The organism is Methylotenera versatilis 301 (assembly GCF_000093025.1).
Lineage (GTDB): Bacteria > Pseudomonadota > Gammaproteobacteria > Burkholderiales > Methylophilaceae > Methylotenera > Methylotenera versatilis.
Map to the genome: position 1 here is coordinate 1,482,348 of NC_014207.1, position 16,263 is coordinate 1,498,610.

The 16,263-nt window shown below is 42.3% G+C and carries 17 protein-coding genes; 13 read left to right on the forward strand and 4 right to left on the reverse strand.

Features of this window, described 5'->3' with window-relative positions; translation table 11 throughout:
* Window positions 1-62 precede the first annotated feature (62 nt).
* The 3 genes from M301_RS06770 to M301_RS06780 all read right to left on the reverse strand — a co-directional run bounded on the left by M301_RS06770 (window position 63) and on the right by M301_RS06780 (window position 4,164).
* Window positions 63-644: a Maf family nucleotide pyrophosphatase gene (locus M301_RS06770; protein WP_041359914.1), complete on the reverse strand. Its 582-nt coding sequence runs from the start codon at window positions 642-644 to the stop codon at window positions 63-65.
* Window positions 645-776: 132 nt separating this feature from the next.
* Window positions 777-2,633 (reverse strand): sodium-extruding oxaloacetate decarboxylase subunit alpha, encoded by a 1,857-nt coding sequence (oadA, locus tag M301_RS06775; RefSeq protein WP_013148027.1) that lies wholly within the window; start codon window positions 2,631-2,633, stop codon window positions 777-779.
* Between the two features lie 112 nt (window positions 2,634-2,745).
* Window positions 2,746-4,164 (reverse strand): acetyl-CoA carboxylase biotin carboxylase subunit, encoded by a 1,419-nt coding sequence (locus M301_RS06780; protein WP_013148028.1) that lies wholly within the window; start codon window positions 4,162-4,164, stop codon window positions 2,746-2,748.
* 94 nt (window positions 4,165-4,258) lie between these two features.
* Between M301_RS06780 and M301_RS06785 the strand changes: the two genes are divergently transcribed.
* The 13 genes from M301_RS06785 (at window position 4,259) to M301_RS06845 (ending at window position 14,980) form a co-directional block, all read left to right on the forward strand.
* The gene (locus tag M301_RS06785) at window positions 4,259-4,786 is read left to right on the forward strand and encodes a YceD family protein (protein WP_013148029.1); all 528 of its coding nucleotides are present in this window, start codon (window positions 4,259-4,261) and stop codon (window positions 4,784-4,786) included.
* Between the two features lie 153 nt (window positions 4,787-4,939).
* On the forward strand, window positions 4,940-5,119 hold the full coding sequence (gene rpmF, locus M301_RS06790) for a 50S ribosomal protein L32 (protein WP_013148030.1): 180 nt from the start codon (window positions 4,940-4,942) through the stop codon (window positions 5,117-5,119).
* Between the two features lie 207 nt (window positions 5,120-5,326).
* Entirely contained in the window at window positions 5,327-6,382 is a 1,056-nt protein-coding gene (gene plsX, locus M301_RS06795; RefSeq protein WP_013148031.1) for a phosphate acyltransferase PlsX, read from the forward strand.
* Complete coding sequence (locus tag M301_RS06800; RefSeq protein WP_013148032.1) at window positions 6,379-7,329, forward strand: beta-ketoacyl-ACP synthase III; 951 nt, start codon at window positions 6,379-6,381, stop codon at window positions 7,327-7,329. Before plsX ends, M301_RS06800 begins: the two co-directional genes overlap by 4 nt.
* Window positions 7,330-7,406: 77 nt before the next feature.
* Window positions 7,407-8,333, forward strand: coding sequence for an ACP S-malonyltransferase (gene fabD / locus M301_RS06805; RefSeq protein WP_013148033.1), 927 nt, complete (start codon window positions 7,407-7,409; stop codon window positions 8,331-8,333).
* Window positions 8,334-8,378: 45 nt separating this feature from the next.
* Entirely contained in the window at window positions 8,379-9,119 is a 741-nt protein-coding gene (gene fabG / locus M301_RS06810) for a 3-oxoacyl-ACP reductase FabG (RefSeq protein WP_013148034.1), read from the forward strand.
* 83 nt (window positions 9,120-9,202) lie between these two features.
* Window positions 9,203-9,439 (forward strand): acyl carrier protein, encoded by a 237-nt coding sequence (acpP, locus tag M301_RS06815; protein ID WP_013148035.1) that lies wholly within the window; start codon window positions 9,203-9,205, stop codon window positions 9,437-9,439.
* Between the two features lie 127 nt (window positions 9,440-9,566).
* On the forward strand, window positions 9,567-10,811 hold the full coding sequence (gene fabF, locus M301_RS06820) for a beta-ketoacyl-ACP synthase II (protein WP_013148036.1): 1,245 nt from the start codon (window positions 9,567-9,569) through the stop codon (window positions 10,809-10,811).
* 143 nt (window positions 10,812-10,954) lie between these two features.
* Window positions 10,955-11,779 carry an aminodeoxychorismate lyase gene (gene pabC / locus M301_RS06825; RefSeq protein ID WP_013148037.1) on the forward strand — a complete coding sequence of 275 codons (825 nt, stop codon included), beginning with the start codon at window positions 10,955-10,957 and terminating at the stop codon, window positions 11,777-11,779.
* The gene (gene mltG / locus M301_RS06830; protein ID WP_013148038.1) at window positions 11,776-12,771 is read left to right on the forward strand and encodes an endolytic transglycosylase MltG; all 996 of its coding nucleotides are present in this window, start codon (window positions 11,776-11,778) and stop codon (window positions 12,769-12,771) included. The genes pabC and mltG overlap by 4 nt, the downstream gene beginning before the upstream one ends.
* Window positions 12,772-12,917: 146 nt before the next feature.
* On the forward strand, window positions 12,918-13,556 hold the full coding sequence (gene tmk, locus M301_RS06835) for a dTMP kinase (RefSeq protein ID WP_013148039.1): 639 nt from the start codon (window positions 12,918-12,920) through the stop codon (window positions 13,554-13,556).
* Window positions 13,557-13,829: 273 nt separating this feature from the next.
* On the forward strand, window positions 13,830-14,366 hold the full coding sequence (gene fae / locus M301_RS06840) for a formaldehyde-activating enzyme (protein ID WP_013148040.1): 537 nt from the start codon (window positions 13,830-13,832) through the stop codon (window positions 14,364-14,366).
* A 170-nt stretch (window positions 14,367-14,536) separates the two neighbouring features.
* Window positions 14,537-14,980 (forward strand): universal stress protein, encoded by a 444-nt coding sequence (locus tag M301_RS06845; RefSeq protein ID WP_013148041.1) that lies wholly within the window; start codon window positions 14,537-14,539, stop codon window positions 14,978-14,980.
* Between the two features lie 74 nt (window positions 14,981-15,054).
* On the opposite strand, the gene M301_RS06850 is transcribed toward M301_RS06845, so the two are convergent.
* Window positions 15,055-16,263, reverse strand: a complete 1,209-nt coding sequence (locus M301_RS06850; protein WP_013148042.1) for an NAD-dependent formate dehydrogenase — start codon at window positions 16,261-16,263, stop codon at window positions 15,055-15,057.

The following is a 16,263-nucleotide window of genomic DNA, read 5'->3' on the forward strand; positions in this document are numbered from 1 at the left end:
TCAGCACGCTATGATTCATTAAACGTGGCAAGCAGCAAAAGGGGTTAAATTTTTTAAGTTTTTTATAAAACTGATATATTTTCGTTCTCTAGCATATTAATAAGCTTGATAAGTGGCAGTCCAATTAAGGCATTTGGATCTTCACCTATCATGCGTTCCATAAGTGCAATGCCTAGACCTTCTGATTTTGCACTGCCAGCGCATTGATAGGGTTGCTCTTTATTTAAATAGTTTTCTATTTGTTCGTCACTTAGTTGCCTAAAACGTACTATATACGGCACAACTTCGGCCTGCATATTGCCTGTAGCAGCGTTATATAAGCATAGTGCACTGTGGAATGTGACTTCGCGCCCACGCATGGATTGTAACTGCTTAGTGGCATTCGCATGATTGAGAGGCTTACCGAGCTGCTCTCCATCCAATGTGGCAACTTGATCGCAACCTATGACTAATGCGTGCGGATACTCAGTTCCAATTTTTCTAGCCTTATCTTGCGCTAGTCTTAAAGCCGTCTCATGTGGCTTTTCGTTTTCAAATGGAGTTTCGTCTACGCGCGGAGAAATGCTGCTAAATGGAATTTGTAGTTTTTGCAGAAGCTCTCGCCTGAATTCCGAAGATGAAGCTAATATCAGCGTTTGTTTCATAGTTTTTTTCATGGCTTATCTGTGTTTGATTGGAATTGATCTGTGTTTTATTGATGATTGATTATATATAACCAGATAAATAAAAAGCCGACAGGGTTATTCTGTCGGCTTTAAGATTAAATTTTATAGCATTTACTCAGGTTGAATTTCAAGCAATGACTCATCTGGAGTCACAGAGTCACCCTTAACCACATGCACTGCAACTACTACGCCAGTTGCTGCAGCTTGGATTTCATTCTCCATTTTCATTGCTTCAATCACTAATACGCCATCGCCGGCTGTGACTTTATCACCTGCTTTTACTTTAACAGCAACTACCGTGCCTGGCATTGATGTGGTGACATGACCCGCGTGTGAAGGGCGTGGGCGGCCACTTTTAGCCGTACCTGAAGCCGCTTTTTTCTTGCCACCGCCATTGTTACTGCCGCCTGAAACCTCGATTTCACTCAAAGTTTCAACGATAACCTCTTCGGCAATGCCATCGATAGAAACATAGAATGGACGCTTCTCTTCACCCGCATGACCACTGCCAGTGAGGTTGATGTGGAAGGTTTCACCGTGTAATGTGACTTTAAATTCACTTGGGGCAAAGCGTGATGCAGAGGCGTTTACCGCCGCTTTATCAAGCAATGGCTCAGGCTGTAGTGAACCCGCAATGCGCTCTTGCAAGAAAGTTTTACCAATGTCTGGGAACATTGCGAATGTCAGTACGTCTTCTTCAGATTGAGCAAAACGCTCAGATTCACTGGTGAGCTTTGCCATTTCAGGTGTTAATAAATCAGCAGGTCTGCAGGTAATTGGTTCTGCGTCGCCGATTGCTAGTTTTTTGACTTCTGCATTCACCGCACTTGGCGCTTTACCGTACTGACCTAAGAAGTAGTTTTTAACTTCATTGGTAATAGATTTGTAACGTTGACCTGTCATCACATTAAGTACCGCTTGTGTACCAACAATTTGTGAAGTTGGCGTTACTAATGGAATGTAGCCAAGGTCTTTGCGTACTAGAGGAATTTCAGCCAGCACAGCATCCATGCGGTCTAGCGCACCTTGCTCTTTTAATTGATTGCTCAGGTTTGAAATCATGCCGCCTGGCACTTGATTCAATAGTACGCGAGTGTCAACACCTGAGAATTCGCTTTCAAACTGCCAGTATTTTTTACGCACTTCACGGAAATAGGCTGTGACTTCTTGCACTGCGGCAATGTCCAATCCTGTATCAAACTCGGTACCTTGCAGCGCAGCAATCATGCTTTCAGTTGTTGGGTGACTTGCACCCTCTGAGAATGCTGCACTACAGGTATCAATCATGACGGCGCCATTTTCAAGTGCACGCAGCAAGTTCATACTAGCTAAGCCGCTTGTTGAATGGCTGTGGATGTGAATAGGCAAGTTTACGTTTGCACGCAAAGCTTTAACTAAATCAACAGTAGCTTGTGGTGTAAGTAGACCAGCCATATCTTTAATGGCAATGGTATCTGAGCCCATCGCTTCAAGCTCTTGGGCAATGCCGACAAAATGCGCTACATCATGCACAGGGCTTGTTGTATAGCTAATGGTACCTTCAGCATGCTTGCCTGCTTTTTTTACAGCTTGAATAGAAACTTCTAGATTGCGTGTGTCGTTGAGTGCATCAAAAACACGGAACACGTCAACACCGTTATCAGCAGATTTCTGCACGAAAGCCTGTACTACATCATCAGAATAATGGCGATAACCAAGCAAATTCTGACCGCGTAAAAGCATTTGAATACGTGAGTTTGGCAGTGCTTTACGTAATTTTTGTAAACGTTCCCAAGGATCTTCTTTTAAATAGCGCACACAGGCATCAAAAGTAGCGCCGCCCCAAGCTTCAAGCGACCAAAAGCCAATCGCATCTAACTTACTGCAAATAGGCAACATATCTTCGGTGCGCATGCGCGTTGCAATGTGGCATTGATGCCCATCGCGTAAAACAAGCTCGGTGACGTGTACTTTTGGTGTTTGGCTCATATTTAACTCTTTACTTTAATTATTACGTTTAACTATATGTTTTATATTTATTAATTATCTGTTGATGTCGGGCTTTAATCTAGCAAGTCGGGTAAACCCCGACCTATATAACTTAAATGCCTTCATGTGCAGCTATGGCGGCTGAAATTGCTGCAGCAATCATCTCTGGCGGAATTTCATTTGCATAATTGGTGAGTTCAGGATGTGACTCAACAAAGCTGGTATTAAAGTTAGCATCTCTAAAATCTTGATGTTTTAAAATCTCTTGATAATATGGAATGGTGGTTTTTACACCATAAATCAACATGTCATCCAGCGCGCGGCGACCGCGCTCAATAACGCTCTCCCAGTCTAGCGCCCAAACAGTCAGTTTGGCGCACATGGAGTCATAATAGGGCGGAATAACATAACCACTATAAATCGCAGCATCCATACGCACACCAGGCCCACCTGGGGCATAATATCGCGTAATTTTGCCAAAGCTAGGCAGGAAGTCATTTTTCGGGTCTTCCGCATTGATACGAAACTCCATCGCGTAGCCACGGAACTGTACTTCTTTTTGTTCATATTGCAAGGGCAAACCAAAAGCAACACGAATCTGTTCTTGTACAATATCAATACCAGTAATGGTTTCAGTCACCGTATGCTCAACTTGCAGGCGTGTGTTCATTTCCATGAAGTAGAACGTATTGTCTGAGTCTAATAAAAACTCTACAGTGCCTGCATTTTCATAACCAACAGCTTTAGCCGCTTTCACCGCTAGGCCGCCAATATAGTCGCGTTGCGCTTGAGTAAGTTGTGGAGAAGGTGCAATTTCAATTAGTTTTTGATTGCGGCGTTGAATCGAACAGTCGCGCTCGAACAAATGAATCACATTGCCCTGCGAGTCAGCAAGAATTTGTACTTCAATATGGCGTGGTGAAACAACACATTTTTCTAAGAATACTTCAGGCTTACCAAAGGCTTTACTTGCCTCTGAAATCACGCGGTCATAATTACCTAATAATTCTTTTTCACTATCACAACGACGAATACCGCGACCGCCGCCGCCATTAGTAGCTTTCAACATCACTGGATAGCCAATTTTTGCTGCTAAAGCTATCGCTTCATTTAAGTCTTCTAAATTGCCATCACTGCCTGGAGTACATGGAATGCCAGCACTTGTCATGGCATTTCTGGCTTGAATCTTATCGCCCATTTGACGAATTACTGCGGCATTTGGCCCGATAAATTTAATGCCGCGACGTGCGCATATCTCTGCTAACTCAGGATTTTCAGACAAAAAGCCATAGCCAGGATGCAACGCGTCACAGCCAGAAGCGACTGCAAGATTAACAATATTGTGAGCATTTAAGTAGCCTGCAACTGGGTCTGCGCCTATGTTGTAAGCTTCATCCGCTTTTTTCACATGCAAAGCTTGGCGATCTGCATCCGCATAAATCGCGACAGACTTAATGCCCATTTCTGAGCAAGCGCGTACAATACGTACTGCGATTTCACCACGGTTAGCTACAAGAATTTTTTTGAACACGTTACAGCCCTTAAATTTGATACTCAAACCCAGCAATTGTAACATGTGTATCGCTATAGCTAAATCCCCAACACTAAATTTTGAGCACTAAAAAATGAGTCACAACACATTATTAATAGACAACATTGCTTTTTCTAAAAAAAATGAACGTATAGAAGGTGAGCTATCTCTTCAAGACTGCCCTAGGTTAGAAGAGTTAATGCAATCTTCTAATTTAACAAATCCGACAAAAATAAACCACGCAAGCTTGATTAGTTATGTTTTGCAAGGTAAAACTGATGCGGCTGGGCAACACATTTTACAATTGACGATAGTATCCAGTATTACCACTGCATGTCAGCGTTGCTTGAATGCTATGCCACTTAATATCAATTTAAATTTCAACTATTTAATTGGCGAAGTAAGTGATACTGATGTGGAAGCGGTTGATGTTGATAATAGTGATGATTACGACCTGCAGCAGGCGAATAAAACGATGGATTTAATCGCGTTAATTGAAGATGAAATCATCATGGCCATGCCAATTGCGCCTATGCATGAAGAGGGTTGTACGGAGCTAACAACGCAAAGTGGCGAGAAGCCAAATCCGTTTGCGGTGCTTAAGGGGTTAATTAAGTCTTAAAGCGTATTAAAAGCTGACAAAAGCTAGGTTTTATATTATAGTAGCGGGCTTGAAGTTTTACGTAATCTTAAATTAGCGATGCAAAGTAATTATTTGTGCATCAGTTTGTATGTAATTGAGATGATGTTTTAATCATTTTATTGGAGTTTTATTATGGCAGTTCAGCAAAACAAAAAGTCACCATCTAAACGTGGTATGCACCGTTCACATGACTTTTTAACCAACCCAGCTTTAGCAGTGGAGCCTACAACAGGTGAAGCTCATTTACGTCATCACATTAGCCCAAACGGCTACTATCGTGGTCGTAAAGTTATGCCATCAAAAGGCGAGTAATTACACTATTTAATTTCTTTTATGTCTAATTAAATTCAATCGATTCGATTAAGTTTACTAGATTAAATATAAAGATAAATTTGTTAAATAGTGCATTGATATCATTGACGCCGCTCCAGCACTGGTGCGGCGTTGGTGTATGCGTGTCGCAAATGAATTTTGAATTCAATAGATACGCATTTAGCCCCTTTAAAACCGAGTAAAGCTATGGATATAACTGTCGCAATTGACGCAATGGGTGGTGATCACGGCCCGCATGTAACAATTCCTGCTGCGCTTAAAGCGCTTAAAGATGATGATCAGCTTAATATCGTATTGGTTGGCTTAAGCGATGCTATTGAAGCTGAGTTGAAAGCGCGAAAAGCAACAACAAGCCCACGTTTACGCATTCATCATGCTACCGAAGTCGTTACCATGGATGAGCAGCCTCAGAGCGCGTTAAAAAATAAAAAAGACTCATCCATGCGCGTTGCCATTAACTTGGTTAAAAGCGGTGAAGCATCAGCTTGTGTTAGTGCCGGTAATACTGGCGCCTTAATGGCAACAGCACGATTTGTGCTAAAAACTTTGCCAGGGATTGATAGACCAGCTATCGCAGGCATATTTCCTAGTCAAAAAGGTAAAACCTATATACTGGATTTAGGCGCAAACGCTGATTGCACGCCTGAACAATTACTGCAATTTGCTGTCATGGGAAGTATGTTGGTTTCTTGTGTAGAGCATAAAGAAAAGCCAGCTGTAGGTTTGCTCAACATTGGCTCAGAAGACATTAAAGGTAATGAAGTTGTTAAGCAAACGGGTGAGTTATTGCGCAAAAGCCACCTTAATTTTTACGGTAACGTAGAAGGCAATGATATTTTTAAAGGTACGACCGATGTCGTTGTTTGTGACGGCTTTGTTGGCAATATCACGTTAAAAGCCTCTGAAGGCTTGGCTCAAATGATGGGACGTTTTCTTGCTCAGGAATTTAAACGTAACTGGCTGACTAAATTAATGGGCATGGTTGCAATGCCAGTATTAAAAGCTTTTAAAAGCCGCATGGATCCGCGTAATTATAATGGCGCGAGTTTTTTAGGTTTACGTGGTATTGTGGTGAAAAGCCATGGTGGGGCAGACAGTATTGCATTTTTAAATGCCATTCATACTGCCGTTGAAGAATCTCGCAGTGGTGTTCTAAAGCGCATTACTGAACAATTAGAAATTGAGCATATACAATCACAACAGATTGCTTTTGCTAACACAAATAGCTCGGACAACGAATGACGAATTCCAGAATTGCAGGCACAGGGAGCTATCTCCCTAAAAAAATACTCACCAATGCTGACTTGGAAAGCATGGTTGATACCACGGATGAGTGGATTTTTTCACGTACAGGTATTCGTGAGCGCCATATTGTTGCTGATGATGAATTCACTAGCGATTTAGCCTTGCATGCTTCACGTAATGCCATTGAGGCTGCAGGTATTCAAGCTGGCGATATCGATTTGATTATCGTCGCTACCACAACCCCAGATAAGATTTTCCCGAGCACTGCCGTAATTTTGCAAAATAAACTGGGTATTGCCGGCTGTCCTGCATTTGATATTCAAGCTGTTTGCAGTGGTTTTGTTTACGCAATCGCTACAGCCGATAATTTTATAAAGTCTGGCGCAGCTAAATGCGCTTTAGTCATCGGTGCTGAAGCATTCTCACGAATTGTTGATTGGACTAATCGCGGCAATTGTATTTTGTGGGGCGATGGTGCAGGTGCTGTCATTCTACAAGCAAGCGAAGAGCAGGGTATCATTTCTACGCATTTGCACGCTGATGGAAATTATGAAAAAATGTTGCACGTACCACGTAGCGAAGATCCCAATGGCCGCGATACCGTTGTGATGGAAGGCAATGGCGTGTTTAAAGTGGCAGTGAATACTTTAGATGCGATTGTGGATGAAACGCTAGAAGCCAACGGCATGCAAAAATCCGATATCGATTGGTTAGTGCCGCATCAAGCAAATATTCGTATTTTGCAAGCTACTGCCAAAAAATTGGATATGAGCATGGATAATGTAGTGGTCACCGTGGATAAGCATGGGAATACATCGGCTGCGTCTATACCATTAGCGCTAGATACGGCTGTTCGTGATGGTCGCATTAAACGTGGTGAAACCATTTTAATGGAAGCATTTGGTGGCGGTTTTACTTGGGGTTCTGCCTTAATTAAGTATTAATCACGCTATAGACATTGTCAGTGCAGATTACCGGCACATAAAACTATTAGCAATCACATAATTAACAGTAAAAATCTATGAATAAATTTGCATTTCTTTTCCCTGGTCAAGGCTCTCAATCAGTTGGCATGATGAACGGTTTTGGCGAGTCAGCCATTATCCGCGATACTTTTACCGAAGCCTCTGATGTTTTAGGCCTTGATTTCTGGTCTATGGCTACTGAGCCTAATGAGGCTATTAACGAAACGACTAACACTCAACCTATTATGCTGATTGCTGGTATTGCTACTTGGCGCGTTTGGCAAGCATCTATTGACAAGCTTCCAAGCGTTTTAGCTGGTCACAGTCTTGGTGAATATACTGCCTTGGTTGCATCGGGGGCTTTATCATTTGCCGATGCGCTTCCATTAGTTCGCTACCGCGCTAAGGTAATGCAAAGCGCAGTTCCCGCAGGTGTTGGTGCAATGGCTGCAATACTGGGTTTAGATGATGCTGTGGTGCGTGAAGTGTGTGCAGAAGCCGCGCAAAATGAAGTGCTTGAAGCAGTGAATTTCAACTCTCCTGGTCAGGTGGTCATTGCTGGCAATAAAGCGGCTGTAGAGCGTGGTATGGAGCTCGCGAAAGCAAAAGGCGCTAAACGTGCTTTACCATTGCCTGTCAGTGTGCCATCTCATTGTGCGCTGATGAAGCCGGCAGCAGTAAAGCTTGCAGAATACTTGAAAAATGTAACGGTAAATGCGCCACAAATCTCAGTCATACAAAATGCAGATGTTGCGTCTTATCAAGACGCAGAGAAAATAAAAGATGCCTTGGTGCGCCAGTTATATAGTCCTGTGCGCTGGGTCGAAACAGTACAAGCCATTCATGCACAAGGTATTACGCAGGCAGCAGAATGTGGTCCTGGTAAGGTATTAGCCGGTTTGACTAAACGTATCGTGGCTGAGCTGTCATGCGTTGCGCTGACTAATAATGAGACTTTGAATGAGTTTCAAAGCCAACTTTAATATAGTTTGATACCAATAAAAATATAATTTATACAAAGGCTTAATATGTTAACTGGACAAATTGCTTTAATCACAGGTGCAAGTCGTGGTATTGGCGCAGCTATTGCACAAGCACTTGGTGAACAAGGTGCGATTGTTATTGGAACAGCAACTTCAGAAAATGGTGCAGCTTCAATCAGCAGCACTTTTGCCAGTGCAAATATCAAAGGCGAAGGCATGGCATTAAACGTTAATGATGCTGCACAGGTAGCTACTACATTAAAAACTATCAGTGAAAAATATGGTGATGTGAGCATTTTGGTGAATAATGCGGGGATCACTCGTGATACGCTATTGATGCGCATGAAAGATGATGATTGGGATGACGTCCTTAGCACGAATCTAACTTCGGTTTTTCGCATGAGCCAAGCTGTATTGCGTCCAATGATGAAAGCTCGCACAGGTCGTATTATCAGTATTTCATCTGTAGTAGGGCATATGGGCAACGCTGGACAAACGAATTATGCAGCCGCAAAAGCTGGTATGACAGGTTTCACTAAGTCATTAGCCGCAGAAGTCGGCAGCCGTGGCATCACAGTGAATTGTGTAGCACCAGGCTTTATTGATACTGACATGACTGCAGAATTACCAGAAGAAGTAACTGCTAAAATGCTTGCACGCATTCCAGCAGGGCGCTTGGGTAACGTAAAAGAGATTGCCGCCACTGTGGCATTCCTTGCCTCACCAAATGCGGCGTATATCACTGGTGAAACAATCCATGTGAATGGCGGCATGTTAATGGTGTAAAAGTTTTTTTATATTCTGCTTGAGTTTTGGTAGAATATCGTCTTAGCTGTATTAAGCTATTTTTAATTTAAAGGGGTATTTAGATGTCTGACATCGAACAACGTGTTAAAAAAATTGTTACTGAGCAACTTGGTGCAAATGAAGCTGATGTAAAAAACTCATCATCATTTGTAGATGATTTAGGTGCAGATTCGCTCGATACCGTTGAGCTTGTAATGGCACTAGAAGAAGAATTCGACTGTGAAATTCCTGATGAAGAAGCAGAAAAAATCACTACAGTTCAATTAGCGATTGATTACATCAATACGAACTTAAAATAAATTCACATAGGCGTTGAGAGCACTGTTATAAGTGGCTAACGCCTTGCAATTGCTGCAAAACCCAGAAATCATTTCACAATTTTTTGTAAAAGGTTTCTGGGTTAATCATTTCTAAGAGACTTTTCTTATGTCTAATGTTACAAATAAACGTCGCGTCGTTGTTACTGGTCTTGGTGTGGTTTCACCGGTAGGTATTGGTGTTAAAACTGCTTGGGATAACATTATTGCTGGTAAGTCTGGCATTACACAAATCACAAAATTTGATGCTAGCGCATTTTCTTCAACCATTGCTGGTGAAGTGAAAAATTTTAATGCTGAGGATTTTATTTCTGCAAAAGACGCTAGACGTATGGATACCTTCATTCAATTCGGTTTAGCTGCGGGTATTGAGGCGTTTAAAGATTCAGGCCTTGAAGTAACAGAAGAAAATGCTGAGCGCATCGGCGTTTCTATTGGCTCTGGTATTGGTGGTATGCAATTTATTGAAGACACTGATATCCTTTATCAAGAGTCAGGTCCGCGCAAAATCTCACCATTTTTTATTCCTGGCACGATTATTAACATGATCTCAGGTAATTTATCGATCATGTTTGGCTTAAAAGGCCCAAACGTAGCGATTGTGACGGCTTGTACAACAGGTACACACTCGATTGGCGACGCTTCACGCATGATTGAATATGGCGATGCAGATGTGATGATTGCAGGCGGTGCAGAAGCTGCTATTACGCGTTTAAGTGTTGGTGGCTTTGCAGCTTCACGTGCTTTATCTACACGTAATGATGACCCTGCAACGGCTAGCCGCCCTTGGGATAAAGATCGTGACGGTTTTGTGATTGGCGAGGGTGCTGGAGTTTTGGTGCTTGAAGAATATGAGCATGCCAAAGCACGCGGCGCTAGAATCTATGCTGAATTAAGTGGTTATGGTATGAGCGCTGATGCTTATCATATGACTGCACCAAACATGGATGGGCCACGTAGGTCGATGCGTAACGCGATGAATAATGCGGGTATTGATCCTAGCGAAGTCCAATTTATCAATGCGCACGGTACCTCTACACCATTAGGTGACTCTAACGAAACCAATGCGATTAAAGCTGCATTTGGAGACCATGCCAAGAGTTTAGTAGTTAACTCAACAAAATCAATGACAGGCCACTTGCTTGGTGGTGCTGGTGGGTTAGAGTCAGTATTTACTGTGCTTTCAATCTACAACCAAGTGTCACCGCCAACGATCAATATCTTTAATCAAGACCCAGAGTGTGACTTAGACTATTGCGCAAACACAGCACGCGATATGAAAATCACCTATGCGTTAAAGAACAACTTCGGTTTTGGTGGTACGAACGGTAGTCTAGTGTTTAAGAAGGTGTAAAACAGTTTTAACTGTTTCGATTCTTTTTTGAAGCAATAATAAGCCTGCGACCTTTATTTCGCAGGCTTTTTTCATTATAACAACTGCATGGTGAGATAGCTTCTGCTATGTAATTGGCTGTTGCTATGGTTTAATTACGGCTTATGAATCATAAAAATACTTATTTGATTAATGGCGACTTTACTCAAAGAATTTCGCCGTTAGATCGTGGTTTTGCTTATGGCGATGGCGTCTTTCGTACGCTGTTAATGCGTAATGGTCAGCCTGATAGTTGGCCACTACATTATCAAAAGTTGGTGGCAGATTGTGCCGCAATCGGTATTGTTTGCCCAAGTGCAGAGCTGTTAATAAGCGATATGCAACAGTTGTTTTCAGTGACTGAAAATCAACCGGAAGTAGCTAAGATCATCATCACCAGAGGTGAGGGTGCGCGTGGTTATGCGCCACCGGCGATTACCAATCCGACCCGTGTTGTTATTAAATCGGCTATGCCTAAATATGCACCAGATATTTTTGTAAAAGGAGTGGATTTACATCAATGTGAAACACGGTTACCTGAACAGAATAAGCTTGCTGGCATTAAACATCTCAATCGACTTGAGAATGTATTAGCACGTATGGAGTGGAATGATGAAAATTTATTTGATGGTCTAATGTTAGACCAACAAAGCAATGTCATTGAATGCACAATGAGCAATATTTTTGCACGTTTTGATGAGGTATTAATCACTCCAGACTTAAGTTCTTGTGGCGTTGCGGGCATTACAAGGCAGCGTATTATTTGGCTAGCTAGCATGCTCAGTTTAAAGGTCGAGATCAAGCCGTTACCATTTACCAAAATGGCTCTGGCAGATGAAGTCATTATCTGCAATAGTTTATATGGTGCGTTAGCAGTGAGTAAAGTTGGTCATAAAAAATTCCCAGTACAAAATTTAGCTAAAAATTTAAGAGATGCATTGAAGGTATGATTAAACGAATAAAAAGATGGCTGTTTTTAAGCTTATTAGTGACCGCGGCATTGGCTGGCTGGCTGGCTTATTATGCAGTTTCTTCATTAAAGCTACAGCCCAATAGCCAAGAAATTACTATTCAACCAAAAAGTGGTTTAAAAAGTATTGCTAATCAGTTGGTGCAGCAGGGTGTGTTAACGGAGCCCTGGCGATTCATCATCATTGCAAAAGCATTGCACAAAGAATCTTACTTACAAGCGGGTGATTACACCTTAAACAGAAACGTAACACCTTATCAATTATTGCTTTCACTGAATCATGGCAAGGCAACTCAAGGTAGTGTAACGTTTATTGAAGGTCGCACATTTGCACAAATGCGTAATAAGCTTGAAAAAAATGATGCGGTAAAACAAACGATTACCGTTCTTTCTGAATCTGAAATATTAAGAAAAATCGGATCGGAATATACTGTTGCAGAAGGTTTGTTTTTCCCCGATACTTATTATTTTGATCGCAATACGGCTGATACTGTGATGCTGCAACGCAGCTATGATGCAATGAAAAGTAAGCTTGACGATGCTTGGAGCAAGCGCGCAGCAGGGTTGCCATATAAGAATAGTTACCAAGCATTGATTATGGCATCTATTGTCGAAAAAGAGACTGGCAAGGCGAGTGAGCGCCCAATGATTGCAGGGGTATTTATCAACAGAATGCGTATAGGCATGCGGCTTCAAACTGACCCAACTGTTATTTATGGCATGGGCGCGCAATATAACGGTAACATTCGGAAGAAAGACTTAATGACTGACACGCCTTATAATACCTACACACGCAACGGCTTGCCTCCCACGCCAATTGCTATGCCGGGATTAGCTTCCATTGAAGCGGCTTTGCATCCAGCTAGTACTAAAGCCTTGTATTTTGTGGGTAAGGGCGACGGTAGCCATGCATTTTCAAATAGCTTGGAAGAACATAACCGAGCTGTAGTGAAGTATCAATTAAAAAAATAATTATTATGACTAATCAACGCGTTAAACCTAAATTTATCATTCTGGAAGGTATGGATTGCGCTTTGTATTCGCGCGAATCTTATAAGTTATCTTCCTTTAGTTCAAAGTGTAAATTGGTATTCATCAATCTGATTGGATTGGTGTAAATGAATAAAGGCTGCATGATTGTATGTGATGGGGGTAACGGTGCTGGCAAAAGTACGGTTTTAAGAGCCATTGAAGAACATCTCAAAACTAAGCAATATGATTACGTGATGACTAGAGAGCCAGGAGGCACGGTTATTGGCGAAAAGATACGTGAGGTACTTTTGTGCTCAGATACGCCTGAGATGTGCGACGTCACAGAATTGATGTTATTTGCAGCTGCTCGAGCACAGCACGTTAGAGAGAAAATTATTCCTTCAATCAATGCTGGTAAAGTGGTTGTGTCAGACCGTTTTGATTCAGCAACTTACAGCTTTCAACATTATGGCCGAGGGTTGTCATTAGCGCTTATTCAACAATTAAACAACATAGCACTTGATGGCTTTAAAGCCGACGTCACAATAGTCCTTGATATTGATCCGGTAAAAGGACTGGAGCGAGTTATCTCACGTGGGAGTGATTTAGATCGCATGGAAATGGCGAATATAGAGTTTCTACATAAAGCAAGAAATGGATACTTAGAGCAAGCAAAAGCTGATCCTGAGCGTTTTGCAGTCATTGATGCTTCACAGAGTTTAGATGTTGTTATTTCTGATGCAGTGAAGGTTGTTGAGCGTGTTATTGCGCGAAAGTTAGGTTGAAAAATACCTATAGAATCTGCAATTTAATTTACAGTCAGCTAGTCTAAGTGTTCGTTTAGACATTCAATTTTCCTCACTATGCTAACCTTCAACTTGCCAATACAGTTGGTAGGTGACACTAAACATAAGCACCTCCCTAGCAGTGAGTTAATAAGAACTTTATATGGTATTTAACATCAAACCTTTATGTGCTGGAGGGTTTGAATGAATGTTCATATGCACATATCTTTAACCAGTGATCACAATGCGTGAGTACTTGAAGGAGAGAGAATCATGAAAACGTCAACAATTAATAAAGTTTGTGTAGGTGAGGCTTTAGTCGGAAGTGGTAATGAGGTAGCCCACGTCGACCTTATCATTGGACCCCGTGGAAGTGGCGCTGAAACGGCTTTCTGTATTGCCTTAACTAATCAAAAACGTGGTGATAACTCACTACTATCAGTCGTAGCTCCCAACCTCATGACTAAGCCGCCGACTGTGATGTTCAATAAGGTAGATATTAAGAATGCGAAACAAGCCGTGCAAATGTTCGGTCCAGCGCAATGCGGTGTTGCTGCAGCTGTAGCCGATAGCGTTAAGGAGGGTATTATTCCTATTGATGAAGCCAATGATTTATTTATTTGTGTTGGTGTTTTCATTCATTGGGATGCGGAAGATAATGCCAAAATTCAGGATTGGAATTATGAAGCCACTAAGCTTGCATTGAAGCGGGCCGTTTTAGGTGAGCCCCTGCCATCTGAAGTCATTGCACAAGAACAAGTGGTACATCATCCGCTTGCTGCACATGACTATAAAAAAGGTGGATTTTAGAAGGGCTGATTTAGTCTCGCTGCATGTGGAGACTGCTACGAATGGCAGAGAAACCGTTCGCAAAAACGTTTAGTTGTTTGAATAATGGTTATTAGCGAAAATAATAGCGGTACTTACTTTTATTGAGTTTATACTTTTTATATTAACTGTCTAAAATCTAGGGGTGACATATGTATAAGCAGATCCTTTGTCCCGTTGACGGAAGCGATACTTCGAACTGTGGTATGACAGAAGCTATTAATTTGGCTAAGGCAATTCAGGCAAAGGTCCGCTTTCTATACATAGTAGACACTTTTCATCCCATGCTTGACGGTATGGAGGTCGGTAATATGACTGAAATTATTGATGGATTACGTGAACATGGTAAAGCTATGCTGGCGCAAACGAAATTATCAGCTCTGGCTCAAGGAGTTGAAGCTGATACAGTGATACTGGAGAATGACCTTAACAGAGTATCAACGATTATCGTGACGCACGCTAAGGAATGCCATGCAGATTTAATTTTAATGGGCACCCATGGGCGACGAGGTTTAAGTCATTTACTTATGGGAAGTGATGCTGAGGCGGTGATACGCACCAGCCCAGTACCAGTACTCACTGTCCAACTGACTTAAAATCACCGCTCAGCATGTAAACAAATACCATTAATAAACTGCAAAAATTTGTATATATCAGGTATAGGCAGTTGTTACCGAGCGCCAGTTCGGTACTTATTTGCTTCTTCCCAGCCACTAGTTGCGTTTCCTGCGCTATAAGAATGTGCGCCAGTACCAGCTAGATGGCCGCCATCGACAATCAAGTATTCCTCACGAATTGGCCTCAATCCAAACCAGCATTCAAGAATTTCTCTGGTGCCAGCAGCATAGCGTGCCTGCGCACTTAGGCTGGTTCCAGAAACATGAGGCGTCATGCCATGGTAAGGCATAGTACGCCAAGGATGGTCTTGAGGTGCTGGTTGTGGAAACCAGACATCGCCAGCGTAGCCTGCCAGATGTCCATTTTCTAGTGCTCGTGCAACCGCATCTTTGTCGCAAATTTTGCCACGTGCAGTATTAATAAGATAAGCGCCACGCTTCATCTTGGCAATCAACTTGTCATCGAACATGTGCTCAGTTTCGGGGTGTAGGGGGCAGTTAATCGTTACCACATCACACACCTTAACCATAGATTCAACATTAGGGTGAAAGGTAAGATTGAGCTCCTTTTCAACATCAGGAGACAGGCGATATCTGTCTGTATAGTGCAGCTTCACATCAAATGCTTTTAGCCGCCTAAGAACTGCTAGACCGATGCGCCCAGCTGCAACCGTACCGACATTCATGCCTTCTAGGTCGTAGGAACGTTCCACGCAGTCAGCGATGTTCCAGCCACCTTTTACCACCCATTGGTATGAAGGTATATAGTTGCGCACCAGACTTAAAATCATCATCACCACATGCTCTGAGACACTGATACTATTACTGTAACTAACCTCAGCCACAGTTACGCCATGCCGCATCGCGGCTTCTAGGTCGATATGATCGGAACCGATTCCCGCAGTAATTGCAAGTTCAAGTTTTTTTGCCTTCTTAAAACGCTCTTCTGTCAGGTAGGCTGGCCAGAAAGGCTGTGAAATAACAATACTAGCGTCGGGTAGTTCTTTTTCAAATGTAGAGTTGGCGCCATCTTTATCTGAGGTCACAACCAGTTTGTGACCTAGTGATTCTAGAAATTTTCGTAATCCCAGTTCGCCAGATACGCTACCTAATAACTGCCCTGGTTTAAAATCTATAGATTTCGGAGTGGGTAGCGTCTGGCCACCGGGATAGGACTTAATTGTGGGAACACCATCACGTGCATAAGATTTTGGGTAGCCGGTGACGGGGTCATCGTAGAGTACACAGAGTACTTTGGACAT

What these genes read in the sequence shown, in the direction of transcription:
- mltG (WP_013148038.1), top strand. Translation starts at nt 11,776, where the DNA reads ATGATTAAACGAATAAAAAGATGGCTGTTTTTAAGCTTATTAGTGACC.
- rpmF (WP_013148030.1), top strand. Translation starts at nt 4,940, where the DNA reads ATGGCAGTTCAGCAAAACAAAAAGTCACCATCTAAACGTGGTATGCAC.
- M301_RS06800 (WP_013148032.1), top strand. Translation starts at nt 6,379, where the DNA reads ATGACGAATTCCAGAATTGCAGGCACAGGGAGCTATCTCCCTAAAAAA.
- fabG (WP_013148034.1), top strand. Translation starts at nt 8,379, where the DNA reads ATGTTAACTGGACAAATTGCTTTAATCACAGGTGCAAGTCGTGGTATT.
- M301_RS06845 (WP_013148041.1), top strand. Translation starts at nt 14,537, where the DNA reads ATGTATAAGCAGATCCTTTGTCCCGTTGACGGAAGCGATACTTCGAAC.
- M301_RS06785 (WP_013148029.1), top strand. Translation starts at nt 4,259, where the DNA reads ATGAGTCACAACACATTATTAATAGACAACATTGCTTTTTCTAAAAAA.
- oadA (WP_013148027.1), bottom strand. Translation starts at nt 2,633, where the DNA reads ATGAGCCAAACACCAAAAGTACACGTCACCGAGCTTGTTTTACGCGAT.
- fae (WP_013148040.1), top strand. Translation starts at nt 13,830, where the DNA reads ATGAAAACGTCAACAATTAATAAAGTTTGTGTAGGTGAGGCTTTAGTC.
- fabF (WP_013148036.1), top strand. Translation starts at nt 9,567, where the DNA reads ATGTCTAATGTTACAAATAAACGTCGCGTCGTTGTTACTGGTCTTGGT.
- M301_RS06770 (WP_041359914.1), bottom strand. Translation starts at nt 644, where the DNA reads ATGAAACAAACGCTGATATTAGCTTCATCTTCGGAATTCAGGCGAGAG.
- M301_RS06850 (WP_013148042.1), bottom strand. Translation starts at nt 16,263, where the DNA reads ATGTCCAAAGTACTCTGTGTACTCTACGATGACCCCGTCACCGGCTAC.
- pabC (WP_013148037.1), top strand. Translation starts at nt 10,955, where the DNA reads ATGAATCATAAAAATACTTATTTGATTAATGGCGACTTTACTCAAAGA.
- tmk (WP_013148039.1), top strand. Translation starts at nt 12,918, where the DNA reads ATGAATAAAGGCTGCATGATTGTATGTGATGGGGGTAACGGTGCTGGC.
- fabD (WP_013148033.1), top strand. Translation starts at nt 7,407, where the DNA reads ATGAATAAATTTGCATTTCTTTTCCCTGGTCAAGGCTCTCAATCAGTT.
- plsX (WP_013148031.1), top strand. Translation starts at nt 5,327, where the DNA reads ATGGATATAACTGTCGCAATTGACGCAATGGGTGGTGATCACGGCCCG.
- acpP (WP_013148035.1), top strand. Translation starts at nt 9,203, where the DNA reads ATGTCTGACATCGAACAACGTGTTAAAAAAATTGTTACTGAGCAACTT.